Raw genomic sequence first — 19473 nt, 5'->3', positions numbered from 1 at the left:
TCCTCCGGTGCCACGTCCCCTTCTAGTTCTCTCATTATTACTCCCAGCCTTGACGTCGTTCGCACCGGTTTCCTGCGGTGAGATAGTGGTGATATCCCGTTACGCCGGCCAGTTCATCGAACCGTTATCGAAGTCCGGGGTGGACTTCTTCGTCATCGACTCGCGTTCGTACGACTCCCTCATCGTCGGTGCGAACCTCGAGGAGGTGAGGAAGGAGACCTGCGAGCGCATCCGGAATGCCTCGGCCGTGGTGCTGTATCGCTCGTCGGGACTGACCTCGCTGGACCCGTACTCGGCGCCGGAGTACGCGGCTCTCGCCGAGGCTCTGTCGCGCGGTGTCCCCTTCTACGTGTATCAGAACGGCATCAACATCCCGACCGGTTCGACCAAGGCCGAGATGGTACCACTGGCGGATCGGGTGATGAACGTCGGAGGTGCCGAGGTTCCCCTCTATCTATTCCTAACCACGCTCTCCGAGCGTAACCTCGTCCAGTTCTTCAGGTACGTAGGTGGTGGAGAGCCGCCCCGGGCATTCTACCTCGACGGTCTGCTATCCCTGTACGACCCGCTCACCGATACCGTGGTCTCCTACGATCGTCCCGTCGACCCGATCGTGATCCTGAGGTACCAGCGCGAGTTCCCACACGGCGAGGTACTGTCCAGCTACCACGGGATCACCGTGTACCCGCGGTGGTTCGTGGAGCTTATCCGCGGCGAGGTCCTTCCCAGGCTCCGCGAGATCTTCGACCGCTACCGGAGACTGGGTGAGTCGAGAGGTTTCTACACCCCTGGAGCCCCGACGGTGTTCATCGTCTTCGACTCATCCAACCTCCTGGGTCGGTACCTCGGCTACCTCGATTGGCTGCGCGTGCTGGCGGAGAAGCTCCACGAGCGCGGGTACAACGTGGTACCCATCGCCCTGCACTACGACGCTCTGTACATGCTGCCCGAAGACTTCCTCGGGGCCTTGGAACCGCTGGTCAAAGAGGAACACACCGTCTGCATCATGTGGGCCGTCAACCACAGCATGATGCGGTACTATGGCCCCGACAGCCGGCTCGTGAGACTGTTCGAACGGTTGAACGTCCCGGTGATCGGGCTGGACAGCAACCACATGGGCATGACGAGGTTGCAGTGGGAATGCCTGTACATGTCCGAACGCGCCGCCGACCATTACATGGTGTTCAACGTGATCGCACCCGAGAACCTCGGCTTCCTAGGTCTGTTCCTCGTCGGGACGTCGCGCGTCGTCAGGCTACCACCGGGGCTCGCCCGACACGTCCCCGGTGGCGTCCTGGTGGTCAGAGGCAAACCGATCGAGGAGACGATCGATGCCGTCGTCCGCCTGGTCGAGAAGCTGCGCCGGTTGCGGGAGGCTCCGAACCGTGAGAAGAGAGTGGCCCTCGTGTACGGGGTCGACACGTCCGGCCGGGACTTCGTGGCGGTGGCGGACCAGCTGGACGTGCCCGCGAGCGTGTTACACCTTCTGGCTTGGTTGCGCGAGGACGGGTACTCGGTCCACACACCGTGGGACGAGGTGCTGCGCCGGGTCATCGAGTTGGACCGAGAGGCGTGGGAACTTCTCGAGCGAGGTAATTTCCGGCAGGCGATTGAGATCTTCCGCGAGGCCCTGAACGTACTGCTTGAGCTTTCGGACCGGTTCTGGCGCGAATACCTGTTCAGGGCCTATCACGTGGGTCCGTACGTGAGAACGCCACCGCTCAAGACTGGTTTGAACCGGTTCGTCGAGCGGGCGGGTGGTCGGGCGCACGAGGTCGAGTTGCTACTCCTCGACAAGGTCACCCTCGACGAGTACCTCGAGTGGTACCGCTCCCTCCCCGAACCCACGCGATTGTACGTAGAACGGGGGATACTCGGGTACCTCCGATACCTCGTCGAGCGGGCCAACCCCGAAGAATTACCTCCCGACAAACGCTACCTCGAGTTCCTCCGGGTAAGGATGGAGGCACTGATGGATACCGTGATCTCGTGCTTACACCTGATGAACCTCGACGACGCGACCCGGGAGGCCCTGGTGAGGAAGTTACGGGAGGTCTTCGCGAGGGTGACGGACCTGTTGGTGCGGGTGTCCCGGGGCGAGCGGGTGGATAAGGAGCCCGTCCTGCGCGAGTTGGACGGGTTGTGGGAGGAGTGGAGGGGTCGGTTGGACGAGTTGGGTGGACTCTTCGGGTGGGGTCCGCCCGAGGAGTCCCCGTTCCTGAGGACCGTGGACGGGACTCGCGCGTTCCCGATACCGGGAATGAAATTCGGAAACGTTATCGTACTCCCGGAACCGCCCCTGTTGCGGATGAAATCCGAGACCGAGCTCCGGGCGAGTGTCCTCCCACCCACGCATCTCTATCTGGCGTTCTGGTACTACCTCACGCGGAAGTTCGACGCGGACGCGGTGGTCCGCGTAGGTGGTAGGGGTCGACTCGAGTGGACGCCCATGAAACCCATCCTCCCCCTCGGCTGGGAGTTTCCGATCGTCCTGGCGAACGGGACGCCGATAGTCTGCCTGTACCACGTGGGGGATCCGACCGGTTGCGTCACGGCCAGGCGTCGGCTCGGCGCGATCGTCCTCGGTCACTTCCCAGCGCCCAGGAACGAGGTCCAGTTCGATCCTGAGGTAGAGCGATTGATCGAGGCGCTTGAGAAGTACCTCCAGTCACGATCCCCCGCACTCCGAGACGCGATCCTCGAGCTCGTCCGCGAGACCGGCGTGTACCTGGTGGTGACCGACGAATGGGAGAAGTTCGAGCGGAACTTCGACCGGTGTGCGGAGCTGTTGTACGAGTACTTACGGGAGGTCGAGGAGGAGTCGGGGATGTGCGGATTACACGTGTACGGTCTGCCCTCGATCGACCCCGAGGACCCGTTTAAGTCACTCGAGTGCATGGTCGAGTTCGCACTACGACGGGCGCTGTGGGAGGAGGTGGACGTCGACTGGGAGGCCGTATGGACGGGGAGACAGGGTGACCGGATCTCGCGCCTGGCCCGCGAGGTGCTCGAGCGGTTCCTGCTCAGCGCCCGGTACGAGATCGAGAACCTCCTCAGGGCGCTGCGCGCGGAGTACGTGCGCCCGGGGTTCGGTGGCTCCCCGCTCCGGTACGTCTACGTCGCCCCGACCGGGAGGAACACCTGCGCCTACGACGTGCGGAGGTTCCCGGACGAGGTCGCCGTGTCCGTGTCGTCGGTGATCGCGACCGAGCTGTACCGGCACGCGGAAGACCGCGTGATGACGGTGATGGGTCCGACCGACCTGGCCACGGGCGGCCTCCAGTACGCGCTGGCACTGGAACTGCTCGGGTACGTGCCGGTGAAGACTTCCTTCCGGAGCTACGTTCCCACGACGACCGGTCGGGCCTCGTACGGAACGAACCTCACCGGCGAGGTGATCGGTGTCCTTCCCTGGGAGCTGCCGCTCGTGCACGTCCGACACCCGAACGTGCCAGTCCAGACCCTCCTGATCCGCGGTCGGATCACGGAGGTCCGGTACCTCGGTAATAGGCCCACGGTCGTCGTGGACGACGGGACGGCCCACGTGGAGGTAGTACTCCCGGAAGGGACCCGGGTGAGCGTCGGTCAAGAGCTCGTCGTGCTCGGAATTCCTGACTTCGAAGCCGAGAACGTGCGCCTGTTGTGCTCGGACCTCGTGATATCGTACAGTGAGGAGGACGTCGTGGACGTGGCCGACCTCGTCGCCATGCCCACTGTGTGCGGAGGTACGAGCGCGTGCGTGAGCGGGATCGTGGCGCGGATCCTGGACGATCACACCGTAGTCCTCCGGTCCGAGTACGACCCGAGCGCGAGCATCACGGTCGCGTTCCGGTACCCGGTGAACCTGCGCGTCGGGGAGAGGGTAGTCGTCGTGGGCGAGTTGACGTTCGACCTCCGGACGGTCCGGATCGTGGGGGTCGAGGTGCTCGACCTGCCCAGGGTCCGTAAAGACGTCCTCTTGCTGGTGTCGGGGGCTACGTTCCAGGGGATCAGCCCGTCCGCGCTCTCGCTGATCAACGTGTGTCGTATGCTGGATGTGGTCGCGGCGGAGCCTTGGATCGCCCTGGCACTGGGCGAGCGCTCGTACCTCTCACCGACCGCGAGGCCTCACGGTACGGGTCGGTGGGACGCCCTCAGGGACGTGCTCGAGGCGCTCAAGAGGTCGTTGAAGGAGGCGGAGGAGAGACTCCGGGATCAAGGGTGCGTTCCGGGAGTCCTCCGGAGGCTCCTCGACGACGCTCTGACGAGGCTGGAGCGTGACCCGCTGGGGACGCTCCGTGAGCTGCACGAGGGACTGAAGGAACTGAACGACTACGTCGTCGTGGGTCTTCGAGACCTGGTCGGGTGGAACCTGGCGGAGCTCCTGTGGTCGGTGGCCGTCGGTACCGGCCTGTGGATTCCGCCGTCCCGGAACGCCCCGTTTCTCCATTGGGCCGTCACGTATCTGGTCCTCCGGGAGGCGTTGGAAGAGAGGCTCCCCGACTGGCTCCTCGGGGGGCTGACGCGGGAGAACGTCGCGGTGATGGCGGGCGTCGCGGTCTTCACGCAGTGTCCGGGCGAGTTCATCGCGCCGGTACTCCCAATGATCGAGGCCGGCATGTACACGGGCGACAGCGTGGAGTCCCTGGGGCTCCGGGCGCTCGTCGGGTTCTCGTACACGGTCCTCCCGTACGTGCGGTCGGAGCTCGTGGGGACGCGGCAACCGTTCTTACACTGCCCGCTCGCACTGGCCCTGGCGGTCGTCACCTCGGACGCGGTCCTACAGGTGTTCGACTCGTACGACGACTACTCGAACCTCTTCTGCTGCGGCTGCACCGTGGACCTCGAGGCGTCGGCGAGGGCACTCCTAGACTACCTACTGCGGGAGAATTCCATCAGGGGATGGACGCTCGACGTCTCGAAGGTTGATCTCGGCGCCTTCAAACCGGGCTGGAACGTGGCCAAAAGCGCCGGTCGGCTCGCGAGGCTCGTCGGGTGGAAGGAGACTCTCCTCCGCGCGGCGAGCGGCCTGAAGGAGACGCTACGGGAGATCGAGCGCGGTTCGGGCCCGTTGGTCTCGACCCGGGCGTACCTCGTGCGGAGCCTGCTTAGGACGTTGTACAACAGGAGCTTCATCGCCGGGCTCCGCCGGTTCGGGGTCTCGGGCGCGTTGTACTTGCTGCGCTCGCTCAAGCGCTTCGCGACCCTCGGGTACGTCGCGATCGGACGGCGCGACCTCGCGGCCGTGCTCCCGGCCGTCTGGTCGGCGGTAGGCGCTAACGCGGACTGGTTGGCGTCGGTGCCGACGGCCCTGGCCTCGGCCGCGTTCTCGCTCGCCAGGATCTCGACCGACCTGGGCGTCCCCTACCCGCGCGAGGTGTTATCCTGGATCACCTCCGTAGCCTGCTGCTGCCCCGAACTATGCGCCTTCCAGACTCAGGTCGTCGAACGGATGGCGACGGAGGCGATCGAAACGGCCACCGCGGTACCTCCAACCGTTCCGACGGCGCGTCCGACGTTCGGACCGACCGTCCGTGTGGCGCCGAGGGTCCCGGCGGTCGCCCGGATCACGGTCACAGTATCGCATGTCGCGGCGGTAACGGGAGCGGTGGTCGGCCCGAGGTCGGCGAAACCTACGGGAGTGTCTTTGATAGGTGTCGCGGGCAAGGTCACCGGAGGTGCAGAGAAGGATGCCGGGTCGACCGCCGCGAGGACCGGACGGGTGCTGGCGCAGGAGTACCGGGCGGCCCCGGTCTCCTACTTCCCGAGGTGGTTGCTGGTCCTGGCGTTGCTCACGGGCTGCTTTCTGGCCGTGTGGTGGGCGCGGCGCTACGAGCCGGGCCCTCGGGGGTGGTAAATAAAAGGCGATTCGCGGGATTAACCGCCCGGAGGCTCAAGGGCGAGTGGAGCGACTGGAGGGTGGCGGCGTGAGTGTCGTCAACGTGGTAGTCTGCGGACATTTCAACCACGGAAAGACCACGCTCGTGAAGGCGCTGACCGGTGAGTGGTTGGACAGGCTACCCCACGAGCGGGAGATGGGGGTCACGATAGAGCCCGCACGCGCGTTCCTGGAGCTCGGCGATACCACGGTCTCGTTCGTGGACGTACCGGGTCATCGTGACTACATCCGCAACATGCTGGCGTCCGCCTGGAGCGCGGATTACGCGATCCTGGTGGTCGCGGCCGACGAGGGACCGTGTCCAGGAACGATCGACCACGCGCTCGTGGTCTCGTTCTACGGGGCGAGAGTACTACCCGTCGTGAGCAAGGTGGACCTGGTAAGCCGCGATCGGGCGGCCGAGGTCGCGGATGAGGTGATGGATCTTCTGGAGCTGCTCGGTGTGGAAGCCGTCGTGGAACCCGTTCCGGTGTCCGCGAAGACGGGGGAAGGGGCGGAAGAGCTGCTCGACGCGCTGGCCGAGCTGGAGGAGCCACCTCGACCGTCCGAGATGGACCCGCTGCGGGCGCCGGTGGAGTCCACGAGGAGGGTGGACGAGACGACCGTGGACGTGTTCGGGATCGTGGATCGGGGTACGCTGGAGGAAGGGCGGGTCGAAGTCCAGCCGGGTGGACGGAGCGCGGAGGTGTTGGAGGTGGAATCGACGGACGGATCCGGGCCGGGGGTTCCGTTCCGGGCCAGGCTGAGGGTGAAGGGCTCGATCACGCGCGGGATGTGCCTCGGGGAGGGGTTGTCGACCGCCGACCGGATCGAGGCGGAAGTTCTCTCGATCGGCGCTAAGGTCCGGCCCGGGACGATGGGGAAGGTGCACGTGCTCTCCGCGGCCGCGAATGTCAGGTTCGCGGAGGTCGAGACGGACGCCGGGACGGAAGTGCTGCGACCCTACGCCGAGGGCCACAACGTGGCGCACGTCGTCCTGGAGCTGGACCGTGAGGTGGTGGTGGAGCCCGGCGACCGGTTCCTGGTGACCGTGGGCAACGAGCCGGCGGTGCTCGGTGTCGTCGAGGGGGTGGCGCGTTGAGCTGCGGGGAAGACAAGGAAGTCCTGTTCGAAGCTCTGGACGCCGTCGAGGAGAAGTACGACCTGAGGAAGTCGCAGTACGAGATGTTGGAAGAAATCCGCGATCAGCTGGCCGAGTGCGACAGCGTGGCCGTGCTCACCACGCGGCCCGGGTCGGGTAAAACCTGGTTATTGCGGAGGATAGCCAGGGAGTACCGGGAAAGGGTGTTCTACTCCGTCCCGTCACCGGACCTAGCGGAGCGGGAGTACAAGAAGTTCAAGGAGTGGGAGCTCAGCGTCGATCTGTGGCGCAGGGTGGAGGATTACGACGAACCGTGTCAGGTTAAGCTGCCGGAGCTCCTCGGAGAGTTGGAACAGGAGGAGCTCTTCGAGGTCATGGCACACGCGGGCTCGGCGCAGGACGAACCGAAGTGTTACCCGTGGTTTTACCGGAAAGAGGGTCCGCTGCTGAAACCGCTGGAGGACGAGGAGCTACGGGAGAAGGTCCGCAGGGCCCTGTACAGGGAGAACCCGTTCATCAAGGGGTTCGCTCCCTGGGACTCCTGTGGGAACTGCGAGATCATCCGTCAGTTACGTGAGCCGGCCAGGATCGTCTGTCTCTCCTTCAAGAAGCTGCTGTCGGCCCCGTTCCTGTACGCGTCGCACCGTTGTGCACGTGAGGCGTTGGGTAAGGAACCGTTCGTGTCTGAAGAGGACTGGGAAGAAGCGCTGGAGGGCTCGCTCGTGGTCCTGGACGACGCCCACGTGCTCCCTGGAGCGCTCATAGTGGAGATCAGGGGGTACGTGAGAGTCGGCTCACGCACGCTGATGGATGAGTTGAAGGACCTGGCCCTGGACCAGTCTCACATGTGGAGTGTCGTGGACTGGAACCGCGACGTCCGGAAGGTGAAGAAGGCGCTGGAGGAGAAGACCAAGTTCCGAGAGGTCTACGACCGGTTGACGTACGAGCTCGAGGACTGGATAGAGGAACTCCGAGAGCTCGTCGAGAGGGAGTGCAGGGCCGACTACCTCGACGCCAAGAAGAACCTGTCGCTGCTGAACGAGCTGATCGAGAGGTCGGAGGAAGCCGGGATCAGGGAGTGGGTGGTAGTGAAGAGTCCGCGTCGCGGGCGGCCGATCCTGACGTTCGCGCCAGTCGTGAAGAACCTGGAGCAGCTGCTGAAGCTGCTCATGGGCCCCGAGTACTTCGAGCTCCCGGTGGCGTACCTCGTGGCCGAGAACCGGCCCACCCTGAGCGAGCTGGACCGCCGGGGTGTGGGAGTGTGAGGGCTGTCTTCTACCTACTGCCCTTGTACATAAAGTCGGACGACGCGTGGGAACTCGGGAGACTGCTCCGGGCCCTGGACACCAGAAACCGTAGGGTTCTCGTCCTGGATAGGGCCCGTTCCTTCGTCCACAACCTCCATCAGGCCCTTCGAGACGCCGAGCGGATCCGGAGCGTCGAGGATCTGCAGCAGTTCGCGGGGCAGGGTGGAGGGATAGGTGTAGCCGAGATCATCAAGGGACTCGTCGGCGCCGACGTGCACGGGCTTGAGGCCATGGTGGTGTGCCGAACGTACCTGTCCAACTACGCGGCGCAGCGGTCCATCATCGTTCCGATAATGCTACATAAGATCCGACTGGAGCCGAAGGACGTTTTCGACGACAACCCCCTCGACGCCCTGAGGTTGGAAGCCCTGGAGAGCGTCCTTTACGACCTGGCGATCGTGGCGGGCCGGGCGGTGAGATCCGAGGGGGACGAGTACCCGTTCACGGTCCTGTTGGGGGCCGGAACCGTCGTCCGTGTGGCTCAGAACTACCCGGATCACGCGATGGAGATCTACGAGAACTTCGTGGAGACCTTCAAGGACGAGTTAGACCCCGAAGTACGCGTCTACGACCTGGGTTCGAAGTCTGAGGTACCGCTGGAAGAGCTCGAGGACGTCGAGGTCAAGAAGTTCGAAGAACTGAGCGAGGATGAGCGGAAGGAGCTGGTTAACTGGATGAACGGGCAGATAGCGGTACGTTAGGAAGGGCGGACTCTACAGGTGCCCGCTCGCGCTCCGACATACTCGCGTCGCTCGTCACGTCCTCGCGCGGCACTCCCACTCCCGTCCGGCGACCACCGGACCACCGTCCCACACGCCGAACTCCTCCGCGTCCTCCGGGTAAGCCTCCGGCCCGATAACGGCGAGTAGGCTCTTCGGTCACCAGTTCAGCGGAGGTTGTGGTTTTAGTTTCCCCCTTATCAGGTGAATAACAATCTCCGTTTCGATGCTACTTTGTCATATAAAAATATTCGAATGGATTACGGCGAGGGCAGGGAAACCCGACCGGTGATTGAGAACACCGAACACCGTCGCGTCAACGGCGGTCTGGGGAACGGCTCCTCGACCCCACGTACTTCGACGATCCGACGGTCCTGTCGCCCCGGAGAGATCGGACTAGGCGTGGGGCGTCGAGGGGGCGGAAGGAACTATCAGAGGAGCTCCTTAACCCTTCTCTTAACCTCCTTAACGAGCTCCCTGTTCGCCTCCGTGAGCTCGTAGAGACTGTCAGCGTCCACACCGGTCTCCTCAGAGACGTCCGAGACGAATACGGTCTCGGAGGGTTCCTTCCCCGCCTTCTCCCGCAGTATCCTTGCGGGACAGTTGTAGTCACAGCCCGCGACCGCCAGTACCTCGACGCGCTTCAGGAGCTCGAGGAACTTCTCCTTACCGGCGGCGGTAGCAGGTGGGCAGATCGACGGTATCCCTTCCTCCTCGGACAGCTCCGCAACCACCACCCGCGAAACGAACCCGTTCGGTGACATACCGGTGCAAGGCATCAGGGCCTTTCGCGACATCGTCACCACCCCCGTCGCGGTTCGCCTCGGACTGCGTGGGTGTTGAGGTCGGAGTAAGGGTCTCGGCGCTCCGGTCGCCCCTCGATAAGCCCGTGTCGTGGGTCGCCTAGCTACGGGAGGCACGCGCTCTCGGCTCCTTTCCGCCCAGTTCGCCCCGACCGGACCGACGGTGTGAGGATAAAGCTTTCGATTCTCGCGGGGATGCCCCGCGGGGGTGCGTGTGAGTGCGCCTTCACGTGGCCACGGAGGACGAGATAAGACGCGGTGAGACCGCGGATGTGTACTTCAGGAGGATCAGAAAGGTACTGGAGGAAGAAGGCCTCGCCGACACCGAGGTGGTCGCCGAGATCTCCACGCGGTCGTTACCGGAGGGTTGGGAGTGGGGTGTCCTGTGCGGCGTCGAAGAGGCGCTAGCGTTGCTCGAAGGTCGGGACGTTACGGTGTACGCGATGGACGAAGGTGAGGTGTTCCGACCCGGGCAGCCGGTGATGAGGATTGAGGGGCCTTACGTCGAGTTCTGCGAGCTCGAGACGGCGCTGATCGGGTGCCTGGCTAAGGCCACCGGGATCGCCACGAAAGCTGCGAGGTGCAAGGTCGCGGCCGGCGGTAAGCCGGTGTACAGCTTCGGAATCCGTCGGCAACACCCGGCGATCGCCCCGATGGTGGACAGGGCGGCGTACGTGGGCGGGTGCGACGGGGTCTCCGGGATCAAGGGGGCGGAGCTGATCGGGGAGCGGCCCGTGGGCACCATGCCGCACGCGTTCGTCCTGGTGTTCGGGGACCAGCGGAAGGCCTGGCGAGCGTTCGACGAGCACGTGCCGGAGGACGTCCCCAGGATAGCTCTCGTGGACACGATGTACGACGAGGTGGAGGAGGCGCTGATGGCGGCCGAAGAGCTGAGGGAGAGGCTGGACGGGGTGAGGCTCGACACACCGTCCTCGCGCCGGGGCGACATGGCGGAGATCGTACGTGAAGTCAGATGGGAGCTGGACCTCCGAGGGTACGAGCACGTCAAGATCATGGTGTCCGGAGGGTTGGACGAGGGCGAGATCCGACGGCTCGCGGAGGTGGGAGCCGACGCGTTCGGCGTGGGCACGGCGATCTCGGACGCACCGGCGGTGGACTTCGCGATGGACCTGGTGGAGATCGAAGGTGAACCGAGGTCGAAGCGGGGGAAGCTCTCCGGAGCGAAACAAGTCTGGAGGTGCCCGAACTGTCTGGACGACGTCGTGCTCCCTCGGGGTAAGGAGCCGAGTCCCTGTCCGGAATGTGGGTCGGAACGCGAGCCGCTGCTGCGGAAGTTCGTGGAGGAGGGTGAGGTAGTCCGGGAACCGAAGTCTCCCAAGGAGGCTCGGAGGCATGTGCTGGAGACTGTCGGGGAGCTCGAGGGCCTCGACCTGACGGAGTAAGGCCCCGTTCCCTCGTGGCTCCGGTGTCGGGATTCCAGGGACCACCGGGGGCCTCGGAGTTGGAGCAACTGGGACGTGCACTGTTAGAAACGGTGCAGAAAGACGATCCTGAGCCGTTCCTGAGGGCGCTGGAGGAGACGGAGGTAGATCCGGAAGACGCGGAGCGGTTCCTGGAAGCGTTGCGGATACAGCGGGAGAAAGGGAGGATCTCTGACGAAACCCTGGAGGCCGTCGAAGATGCGCTCTTCAAGGTGTCAGAGTCCGAGGAACGTGAGATCCCGGAGCCTGACCCTCTGGCGGAGTACGCCGGAGTTGATCGCATTCTCGGGACGATCATGACCGGAAAGGAGGCGGATGTCCTGTTGGCGGAACGTGACGGGGAGAAGGTAGCCCTGAAGGTGTATCGCGCGCACACCGGGTACGAGGAACGGCACGAGGAGCGGGTTTACAGGTTAGAGGACGGTGAGGTACGACGGATCGAGCGCGGGGATGCGGCCCTGAGGGAGTTCTCCAGGCTGCGACGCGCGTACGAGGCGGGTGTGAGGGTACCGAAGCCCTACGATGCCCGTCCGGGCCTCATCGTGATGGAGTACATTCCGGGCGAACCCCTCTACCGAGCGCCGGATCTGGACGACCCGGGATCGGTGTTAGAGGATCTGCTGGACCAGGTCGTGCGGTTGGCCGTGGATGCCGAGCTGGTTCACGGCGATCTGAGCGCGTTCAACGTCCTCGTGGGCGACGACGGTGTACCGTATATCATCGACCTGTCCGAAGCTGTGAAAGTGAAGGAGCCGGGGGCGTTTGAGACACTCCGGCGGGACGTGAAGAACCTCGTATCGTTCTTCGAGCGGAAGTACGGGGTGTCGGCGGACGTAGACGAGGTCGTAGAGAGGGTGAGGCGAGGTGTTTACGGGACCGATCGTGGCCGTAGGTGAATATGTGGAGGGACTGGGTGAAGGCCGTCGCTACGTCAGTATTCCTTATTACCGGAGGGAAATCGAACGTGTGATCGGGGCGCGACCGTTCCCGGGGACGTTCAACGTCCGTGTAGAGCGCGAGGAGCGTGAATCGCTCCGTGAGCTCGCGTCTTCATACGGGTACCGAATAGAGCCTCACGGCGAGTACGGAGGAGCTTGGCTTTATCCTTGCTTGGTGAACGGAAGGCCCGCGTGGCTGGTCTTTCCGGACCTCACGGAGCACCGGGATCAGGTGGAGCTGATATCCGAGACGGAGTTACGACGTGAGCTCAACGTAATCCATGGCGATATGGTAAAGATCGAGGTGTGGGGACCGTCGACTTGGAAGCTAGCGAGGAGGTTGACCTGCGGACCGTCCGGCGGGCGTTGAGACGTGGAGAACCCGTGTTCATTTTCGATTCAGAGGATCGTGAAGGTGAAACCGATATGGTGTTTTGGGCACCTGAAGTCACGCCGGATCACGTCGCGGAACTCCGGAGGACCGCGGGTGGATTGATCTGCGTGGTAATACATCCGGAGCATGCCCGGGAGATACGCTTACCCTTCCTGGTAGACGTCTACGAACGTGCCGATCATCCCCTACTGCGCGCCACGTGGCCCGACGATATACCGTACGACGAGCGCTCCACGTTCTCGATCACCGTGAACCACCGAGACACCTTCACCGGGGTCACCGACGAGGATCGTGCCTTAACTGTACGGAAACTGGCGGAGTTCTTCACCCGCAACCATGAAGATCCCGTACGTGAGTTCGGTGAGGAGTTCAGATCGCCGGGGCACGTGCACCTGCTGCGCCCCTTCGACGGACTGCTGGAGGAACGCCGGGGACACACCGAGCTCACCGCGACGTTACTCGAACTCGTCGGCTTGGAGCCAAAGGTAGCGGTCATATGCGAGATGCTGGAGCCGGGTGGAGGAGCGCTCCCACGTGAAGAAGCCGAGCGCGTCGCGAGAGAGCGTGGTGCTCCGTTCCTGACCGGCGAGGACATCCTGAAGGCGTGGAAGGGGGGCGAGAGGTGATCCGCTACATCGTCACTGTGTTGGTGGTGGCGTCCCTCCTGGCGGCTCCGGTCGCCGCTCAGGAGGGAGGTACCACGACGGGGACCGGACAAGCGACTCCCGCCGTCCAACCGTCCCAGCCGGCACCCGGTGGGACGACGACGGCGACCGGTGGAGGAGGTCACGCCGGGGTTTCACAACCTCAGCCGGTGTCCACGGCCGGCAAGGCGCAGAAGGTCGAGTCTGGGAAGAAAGCCGGGGAAGCTAAGAAGAAAAAAGAGAAGAGAAGAAAAAAACCCGAAAAGAAGCGCACCCGGAAGGCGGGGTTGCAGGGACTGACCCGGTCGTTGCGTGAACTGAGGTACTACGCGCTGGCGACCGCGGTCGGATTGGCGATCATGGCCGTCATGATGGGCTACGGGTTGGTGAAGTTCGAACGACGGCTCTCTCAGCGGTCGATGAAGGCTAAGGCACGGAAAGCCAAGAAAACACGGAAACCTCCGAAAGTCGAGCGTAAGCTCAGAAAGACGGAGCCTAAGGAGGAAGAAGTTGAGAGGGTAAGGAAGCTGTGGAAGCAAGTAAAGGAGGGGGACTGAAGTGTCCCTGAGGTGTCCACGGTGCGGAGGTCCTGTCCGTCCATCGCTCGATCGGCTGGAATGTGAGGAGTGCGAGTGGTCCAAAGAGCTCCGGAGTAGGCCCAGAAAGGACACCAGGCTCAAGTGGATGAAGGAGTACGCCAGACGATTTTTGCGGGAGGAATTCGACGACTGCGGTGTGAGTGAGGTGATAGTGAGGGGCCCCAGGGGCAAGGGGGCCGGTTACCTGGCCGCCACGGTGTACGTGGACGATCACCACAAGGCGATCGGCAAGGACGGCAGCCGCGTGAAAGAGGTCGAGGAGAAGCTCGAAACGTTGGCGGACGAGCTCGGGGTGCCTCCAGTCCGCATAACGGTTCATCCGTCGTCGGCCCTAGGTCGGCGGTAGTACGCCAGCGGATTCTTCACCCCACAATCCTTGCCGGGGCACAACCCCCATGCTTTCATCTTATCGCAGTTCGGTGGTAGATATCGAGTACCTCCGCCCACCTCACCGGCGATGTGACGGACCTGGTACTGGGTGCGCTCCTCGTCGAAGTCTGGCAGGTTCGAGAACACTTCCACCACGCGGTCCACGTCCCATCCCACGTTGACCAGGAAGGCGGCCAGCGCGAAGCGGGCCTCGTGGGGCAAGTTCTCCCCTTCTTGGGCCCTCCGTAAGAGCTCCCGGATACACGGCGGGAACCGGCCGCCCGCCCCCTTCTCGACGCGTTCCAGACGCTTCCGAACCTTCGGGAACAGTTTGAGGCAGAACTCCCGCAGCTCTTCGTCCTCCACGTCGTCCCGGGACTCGATATCCGAGACCACCAATCTACGGACGTCCTCGCGGAACGTCCGGGCCAAGGTCTTGAAGTGCATGATCAGGTACCCTTCCGGCTCCTTGAGCATCTCGAGCAGGTTAGGGTCCGGCTTCCGCATTCGCCCTCGGCAGTTGGAGCACCGGCGGGCGTGGTCCTGCTCCAGGTCTCCCGTCCCTCCCCGCCTCGTGGCCCCGCACCGCGGGCATATCCACACGTCGTTCCATCCCGAGGGATCGAGAACCCTCACTCCGAGGACCCTGTTCGACCTGACCTCCTTCAGTACCTTCTCCAAAGAGGCGCGTTCCCACACCAGCACCTTCAGCTTCTGTCCTTCCGGGGATCGGTGTATGAGTGGAAACGAGAAGTGGACGGCGTACAGACCCAGGTCGCGCTCGAGTACCCGTACGTCCCACAGGTACAGGTCGCTGAGAACACGCTCCTCGGGGTAGGACATTGCGGACTCATCCTCGTGGCGAAGGGCGTAGAGCGCGGTCTCGGCCATCGCAGACTCGCCTTCGGCTATCAGATGACGGACGGGACGCGGTCCGGCGGCCGCCACGGTGAGTAACGCCCCGTAGACTCGCAGGATCTCCGACTCGTCCTCGTCCCTGACCTTGCGCAGGTAAGCGCGACGCGTCTTTACCTTCGCCCGCCAGTCGTCCAGCCCGAAGGCGTAGGATCTGACCCTGGTTCGGATCTCGTCTCGGTACGACAGGGCCTCTTCCGGTTCTATCTCCGGAACGGATACCGTCGGGGCGTGGGGGAACCATGAGCGCAAACGACCACCCCATCCGCAGACCCGTGGCAGTGTACGGGGTTCACGGGGACGAGGGTCGTGCCCTCGAGCCCGTGGTGCGTAGGGTACTACCCGAAGGGTTCCGGGTCTCCAGGGTGTTCGAGAACGGACCTTACGTGAGCACGGTGGATCCGTCGTTCCACCGCTCCGAGGTCGGCGCCCGTTGGCGACGGGTAGTCGAGGACCTTCGACCGTTCGACACCTACGTGGAGCTCCACTGCTATCGGCCGAGGGCTTACAGGAAGTTGACCGCGGAGCGGCGGAGTGGTGGAGTCCCCGGCCTGGTCGACTTCGGTGCCGGGGTGCTCCTGGGCTCCGTTCCACGCCAGCACAAGCGCATCCTCGGGGACGTGCTCACGCTCACCCTGGAAGTACCCAGGAGGCCGTCGGATCGGGCGTTGAGGGTTGTCTCCGAGATATTGGGGCTGATCCCGGGGAGAACGCGTGGGGAGTTCGTGAAGGAGCTACGTCGGCGTTTCCCCGAGGCGACCGAGGAGGCCCTCCGAAGGTTCAGGAGCTACTACCCCGATCGAGACCCCTTCTGATCGAAAGGGTTAACTCCCGGATGCCCGGCGATCACCCACGAGAGGACGGCCCCGAAAACCTGAGGGTGACTCCCGATGAGGGGGAGTAGGGGCCGCCGATGAGCCCCGCGGTCCAGGCTGGGGCCGGGACGGGTGACGACCGGAAGGCGACGGATGACCGGCCTGGCTAACCGCGGGGCACAGTCATTCCTCAGTAGGCTCCACGACGAGGGATACGTCCTTGCCCTTGGTAACCAGGCGCATGAGCTCGTCCGCGTGCTCCCGATCCACCACCAAGACCACGCCGCTCTTGGACCGCTTCCAGACCTCCGCCTCGCAGAGCTTCTGACCGTCGGCGTACACTATCACCTTGTCCCCTTCGCCGATGTGGGCCGATCCACCCTTGGGTTTCACCGAAACCGCGACCTTGTCCGGGGGGAGCGTGTGCGAGACCGGCGGCTTCGCGCCGGCGAGCCTCACCTTGACCTCGTCCCCGTCGACGCGCACCACCGCGCGTCCCACACCTCCCTCTTCCTCCAGGTCCCGCTTGATCACCCGCTCCACGTCCTCCCGTGGGGTTCCCCGCGGGAACTCGTACTCACGCCCCGCAATCCGCTTCTTCACCTCCCGGGGGGCCGGGGGTTCTCCCGGGACGTCCTCGATGTTGTCCGGGTCTTCGGGGAGCCGATATACCTTGGTCGTGGGCTTCATCGAGGACAGCCGCGCCTCCAGGAGCCGCTTACCCAGTGCGTCCCCGTAGGTCCTGGCGGGTATCGCGAACAGGGCTGCGATCGTCCAGGAGAGCACCTCGACGTTGGGCTGACTGATGGCCAGTGCCGCCAGCTTCTGCGGACCCGACGCGAAGCCCGCGGTGATGAGGCCCACGAACATGGCCGTGGTCATCGTTATCCGCTCTTCCGCCACGTACCGGTACAGGGCCGCCGCTATGAACGACCCCGCAAACACGTAGAGACCCCTGGAGATACCGAAAACAACCGACCACGCCAGCTTGTACGGTTCGATCACTCCGTCGACCGCCCCGCTTCCACGAGCTTCCTTACCGCTTCGCTCGGGTCGGGGGCACGCATCAGGTACGTACCGACCAGCACCGCGTCGGCCACCTCACCCAACAGGACGACGTCCTCGGGTCCGGAAACACCGGATTCGGCGACCAGGGGGGCGTTCGTGAGGTCTTTAACCTCGGGACCCAGCTCGAGCGTCCGGTTCAGGTCCACCTCGAGCGTGCGGAGGTCCCGGTTGTTCACCCCTACGACGTCGGGATCGCACTCGCTCAGCAGTTCGAGGTGCTCCCATCGGTCGATCTCCAGTAGAACCTCCATACCGTGTTCGTGTGCCAGATCGATTAGTTCGGGAGCCTCTCTACCTACGGCCGCGGCAATGATCAGTACGGCGTCGGCCCCGTAGTGCGCGCTCTCCTCCACCTGCACCGGGTCGATTATGAAGTCCTTGCGGAGTACCGGAACGTCCACGGCCTCCCGGACGACCTCGACGTACTCAGGCCGACCGTCGAAGAACTCGGGCTCGGTCAACACGGAGATACCCGCCGCACCACCTCGCTCGTACGCACGGGCCCGCTCGGCGACGTCTTCCGCGTCCACGTCGCGTAGTCTGCCCTGGGAGGGGGAGGTGGGTTTCACCTCGGCGATCACCGACACGCCGGGGCCCGAAAGTGCCTTCCGTAGCGATCTTCCTCCCGCTCTCGGCGTGAACGTGCGGTCGCGAATCTCCTCAACCCTTTCCCTCACGCGCTCCAGGATCTCGTCCAGCAGCTCGGAACACCCCCGGCGATGACGACATCGGCTTGGTCCGACGTCCGGATGGGGTGGCTGCGCCCCGACCGAGCCAGGGAGATGAGGAAACGGATGATAGAGGACCGTATGGATGACTTGGGGTCCCGGGACCGATCCCGGAACTCCGTGACCGATGACGAGCACCCGGTTGGCCGGAGGCAGCCTCCGATGTGGACCGTTACGCCAGCTGAGGTCGTCACCCTCGCAAAAACTCCTTTGCGGGGGAACGACCCCGTTGCAGATCTCGGTGATCGGGAGCGGAAGGGCCTCAGAGGACGTCCTGAATCTCGCTGAGGAACTGGGCCGTGAGATCGCCCGGCGGGGCCACGTCCTGGTCTGCGGTGGAAGAGGAGGTGTGATGGAGGCGGCATGCCGAGGAGCGCGCGAGGAGGGTGGCATCACCGTAGGTATCTTACCTGGTGAGAGGCGGGACGAGGCTAACCCCTACGTCGACGTGGTCATCCCGACGGGTCTGGGGGAGGCACGGAATGCCCTGGTGGTCAGGGCGGGAGATGCCGTGATCGCCGTCGCGGGCGGCTGGGGAACGCTCTCCGAGATCTCCCTGGCCAAAAAGATGGGGAAGCCCGTCGTGGGCCTGACGTCATCGGGAGGATGGGCCGAGGAGCTGGCGAGGCGCGGTGAGATCGAGGGGGCGGAATCACCCGAGGAGGCCGTGGAGAAGGCGGAGCTGCTAGCCGGTTACAGGTAGCCTTCCTCAACGAGGAGCTCGGCGTTCAGCACGGAAGCGCCCGCAGCACCCCTCACCGCGTTGTGACCGACGCACACGTACTTCAGACCGCCGAACACCGGGTCCTTACGGATCCTGCCGACGACCACGGCCATGCCGCCGTCGACGTCGCGGTCGAACCTCGGCTGCGGTCTGTCCTCTTCCTCCCTGACCACGACGGGACGCTCCGGTGCACTCGGTAGACCCTTCTCCTGCGGGACTCCCCGGAACCCGGCCAGAACCTCCGCCGCCTCCTCCGGGTCAGCCTCCTTCTCGGTCGCCACGAAGATCGCCTCGGTGTGACCGTCCAGCACGGGCACTCGGTGACACGATGCAGAGACCTTGACGTCCGCGAACTCGACACGGTCGCCGTCCAGCTCGCCCAGGATCTTCAGGGTCTCGGTCTCCATCTTCTCCTCCTCGCCCTCGATGTAGGGAATCACGTTGTCGATGATAGCCATCGAGGGTACGCCCGCGTAACCGGCGCCGGAGACCGCCTGCATCGTTGAGACTACTACGCTCTCGATCCCGTACTCGTCCATCAGCGGCTTGAGGGTCAGGACCATCTGGATCGTCGAGCAGTTGGGATTAGTCACGATGAAACCGTCCCAGTCCCGCTCGTCCCGCTGCACGTCGATCAGTCCCAGATGGTCCGGGTTGACCTCGGGCACCACCAGGGGGACGTCCTCCTCCATGCGGTACGCGCTGGCGTTACTGGCGACGGCGAAGCCAGCCTCCGCGAACGCCGGCTCGACGTCGCGCGCCACGTCCGACGGTAGCGCGGAGAACACCAGGTCCACGTCCGCCTCGCGCTCCACCTCCTTCGGGTCGGTCTCCAGAACGGTAAGCTCCGCCACGTCCTCCGGCATCGGCTCCTCGAGGTACCACTTAGCGGCCTCGGCGTAGGTCTTCCCGGCAGAGCGCGGCGACGCCGTCACGGCCTCGAGCTCGAACCACGGATGGTCGGCCAGCAGGCTGATGAACCGCTGACCTACGATACCCGTGGCGCCCAGGACTCCGACCCGAACCTTCGCCAACCTTCGCGACCCCCC

At 64.3% G+C, this 19473-nt stretch carries 17 protein-coding genes; 12 read left to right on the top strand and 5 right to left on the bottom strand.

Translation table 11 applies throughout. The features are described from left to right. Positions 1 to 7 precede the first annotated feature (7 nt). The 4 genes from MK_RS07515 to MK_RS07500 are packed head-to-tail and all read left to right on the top strand — an operon-like array spanning position 8 to position 8967. Complete coding sequence (locus tag MK_RS07515) at positions 8 to 5836, top strand: cobaltochelatase subunit CobN (protein WP_011019773.1); 5829 nt, start codon at positions 8 to 10, stop codon at positions 5834 to 5836. A gap of 46 nt (positions 5837 to 5882) precedes the next feature. Continuing rightward, complete coding sequence (locus MK_RS07510; protein WP_011019772.1) at positions 5883 to 6959, top strand: GTP-binding protein; 1077 nt, start codon at positions 5883 to 5885, stop codon at positions 6957 to 6959. After that, positions 6956 to 8224 (top strand): DEAD/DEAH box helicase family protein, encoded by a 1269-nt coding sequence (locus MK_RS07505; RefSeq protein WP_011019771.1) that lies wholly within the window; start codon positions 6956 to 6958, stop codon positions 8222 to 8224. Before MK_RS07510 ends, MK_RS07505 begins: the two co-directional genes overlap by 4 nt. Beyond that, positions 8221 to 8967, top strand: coding sequence for a hypothetical protein (locus tag MK_RS07500; RefSeq protein WP_011019770.1), 747 nt, complete (start codon positions 8221 to 8223; stop codon positions 8965 to 8967). The genes MK_RS07505 and MK_RS07500 overlap by 4 nt, the downstream gene beginning before the upstream one ends. Positions 8968 to 9416: 449 nt before the next feature. Here the strand turns inward: MK_RS07500 and MK_RS07495 are convergent, their stop codons facing one another. Next, complete coding sequence (locus MK_RS07495) at positions 9417 to 9782, bottom strand: putative zinc-binding protein (protein WP_011019769.1); 366 nt, start codon at positions 9780 to 9782, stop codon at positions 9417 to 9419. Positions 9783 to 10006: 224 nt separating this feature from the next. On the opposite strand from MK_RS07495, the gene MK_RS07490 reads away from it, so the two are divergent. The 6 genes from MK_RS07490 to MK_RS07465 are packed head-to-tail and all read left to right on the top strand — an operon-like array spanning position 10007 to position 14151. After that, a complete protein-coding gene (locus MK_RS07490) occupies positions 10007 to 11191 on the top strand; it encodes a nicotinate phosphoribosyltransferase (RefSeq protein ID WP_011019768.1) in 1185 nt (394 codons plus the stop codon). A gap of 59 nt (positions 11192 to 11250) precedes the next feature. After that, entirely contained in the window at positions 11251 to 12126 is an 876-nt protein-coding gene (locus MK_RS07485; RefSeq protein ID WP_011019767.1) for an RIO1 family regulatory kinase/ATPase, read from the top strand. Beyond that, positions 12113 to 12538: a DUF120 domain-containing protein gene (locus tag MK_RS07480; protein ID WP_158295984.1), complete on the top strand. Its 426-nt coding sequence runs from the start codon at positions 12113 to 12115 to the stop codon at positions 12536 to 12538. The genes MK_RS07485 and MK_RS07480 overlap by 14 nt, the downstream gene beginning before the upstream one ends. Next, the gene (gene ribB, locus MK_RS07475; protein ID WP_226988633.1) at positions 12490 to 13188 is read left to right on the top strand and encodes a 3,4-dihydroxy-2-butanone-4-phosphate synthase; all 699 of its coding nucleotides are present in this window, start codon (positions 12490 to 12492) and stop codon (positions 13186 to 13188) included. The genes MK_RS07480 and ribB overlap by 49 nt, the downstream gene beginning before the upstream one ends. After that, a complete protein-coding gene (locus MK_RS07470; RefSeq protein WP_011019764.1) occupies positions 13185 to 13763 on the top strand; it encodes a hypothetical protein in 579 nt (192 codons plus the stop codon). The genes ribB and MK_RS07470 overlap by 4 nt, the downstream gene beginning before the upstream one ends. A gap of 1 nt (position 13764) precedes the next feature. Next, complete coding sequence (locus MK_RS07465) at positions 13765 to 14151, top strand: Zn-ribbon-containing protein (RefSeq protein ID WP_011019763.1); 387 nt, start codon at positions 13765 to 13767, stop codon at positions 14149 to 14151. Here MK_RS07465 and priL read toward each other — a convergent pair. Beyond that, positions 14121 to 15341, bottom strand: coding sequence for a DNA primase regulatory subunit PriL (gene priL, locus MK_RS07460; RefSeq protein ID WP_011019762.1), 1221 nt, complete (start codon positions 15339 to 15341; stop codon positions 14121 to 14123). The two genes, MK_RS07465 and priL, sit on opposite strands and share 31 nt — an antisense overlap. On the opposite strand from priL, the gene MK_RS07455 reads away from it, so the two are divergent. After that, on the top strand, positions 15332 to 15904 hold the full coding sequence (locus MK_RS07455) for a DUF2119 domain-containing protein (protein WP_011019761.1): 573 nt from the start codon (positions 15332 to 15334) through the stop codon (positions 15902 to 15904). The genes priL and MK_RS07455 overlap by 10 nt on opposite strands. Positions 15905 to 16087: 183 nt before the next feature. On the opposite strand, the gene MK_RS07450 is transcribed toward MK_RS07455, so the two are convergent. Both MK_RS07450 and MK_RS09170 read right to left on the bottom strand, forming a co-directional pair. Then, positions 16088 to 16909 (bottom strand): hypothetical protein, encoded by an 822-nt coding sequence (locus MK_RS07450; RefSeq protein WP_011019760.1) that lies wholly within the window; start codon positions 16907 to 16909, stop codon positions 16088 to 16090. Then, entirely contained in the window at positions 16906 to 17838 is a 933-nt protein-coding gene (locus tag MK_RS09170; protein ID WP_281070588.1) for an indole-3-glycerol phosphate synthase TrpC, read from the bottom strand. Before MK_RS09170 ends, MK_RS07450 begins: the two co-directional genes overlap by 4 nt. 91 nt (positions 17839 to 17929) lie before the next feature. Here MK_RS09170 and MK_RS07440 point away from each other — a divergent pair, with 91 nt between their 5' ends. Further along, a complete protein-coding gene (locus tag MK_RS07440) occupies positions 17930 to 18403 on the top strand; it encodes a TIGR00725 family protein (RefSeq protein ID WP_011019758.1) in 474 nt (157 codons plus the stop codon). Here MK_RS07440 and asd read toward each other — a convergent pair. Further along, positions 18394 to 19458: an aspartate-semialdehyde dehydrogenase gene (asd, locus tag MK_RS07435; protein ID WP_011019757.1), complete on the bottom strand. Its 1065-nt coding sequence runs from the start codon at positions 19456 to 19458 to the stop codon at positions 18394 to 18396. The genes MK_RS07440 and asd overlap by 10 nt on opposite strands. Positions 19459 to 19473 lie beyond the last annotated feature (15 nt).

The organism is Methanopyrus kandleri AV19 (genome assembly GCF_000007185.1).
Classification (GTDB): domain Archaea; phylum JAADCQ01; class Methanopyri; order Methanopyrales; family Methanopyraceae; genus Methanopyrus; species Methanopyrus kandleri.
The sequence above is the reverse complement of the archived record's forward strand: the minus strand, read 5'-3'. Positions and strand labels throughout refer to the sequence as shown.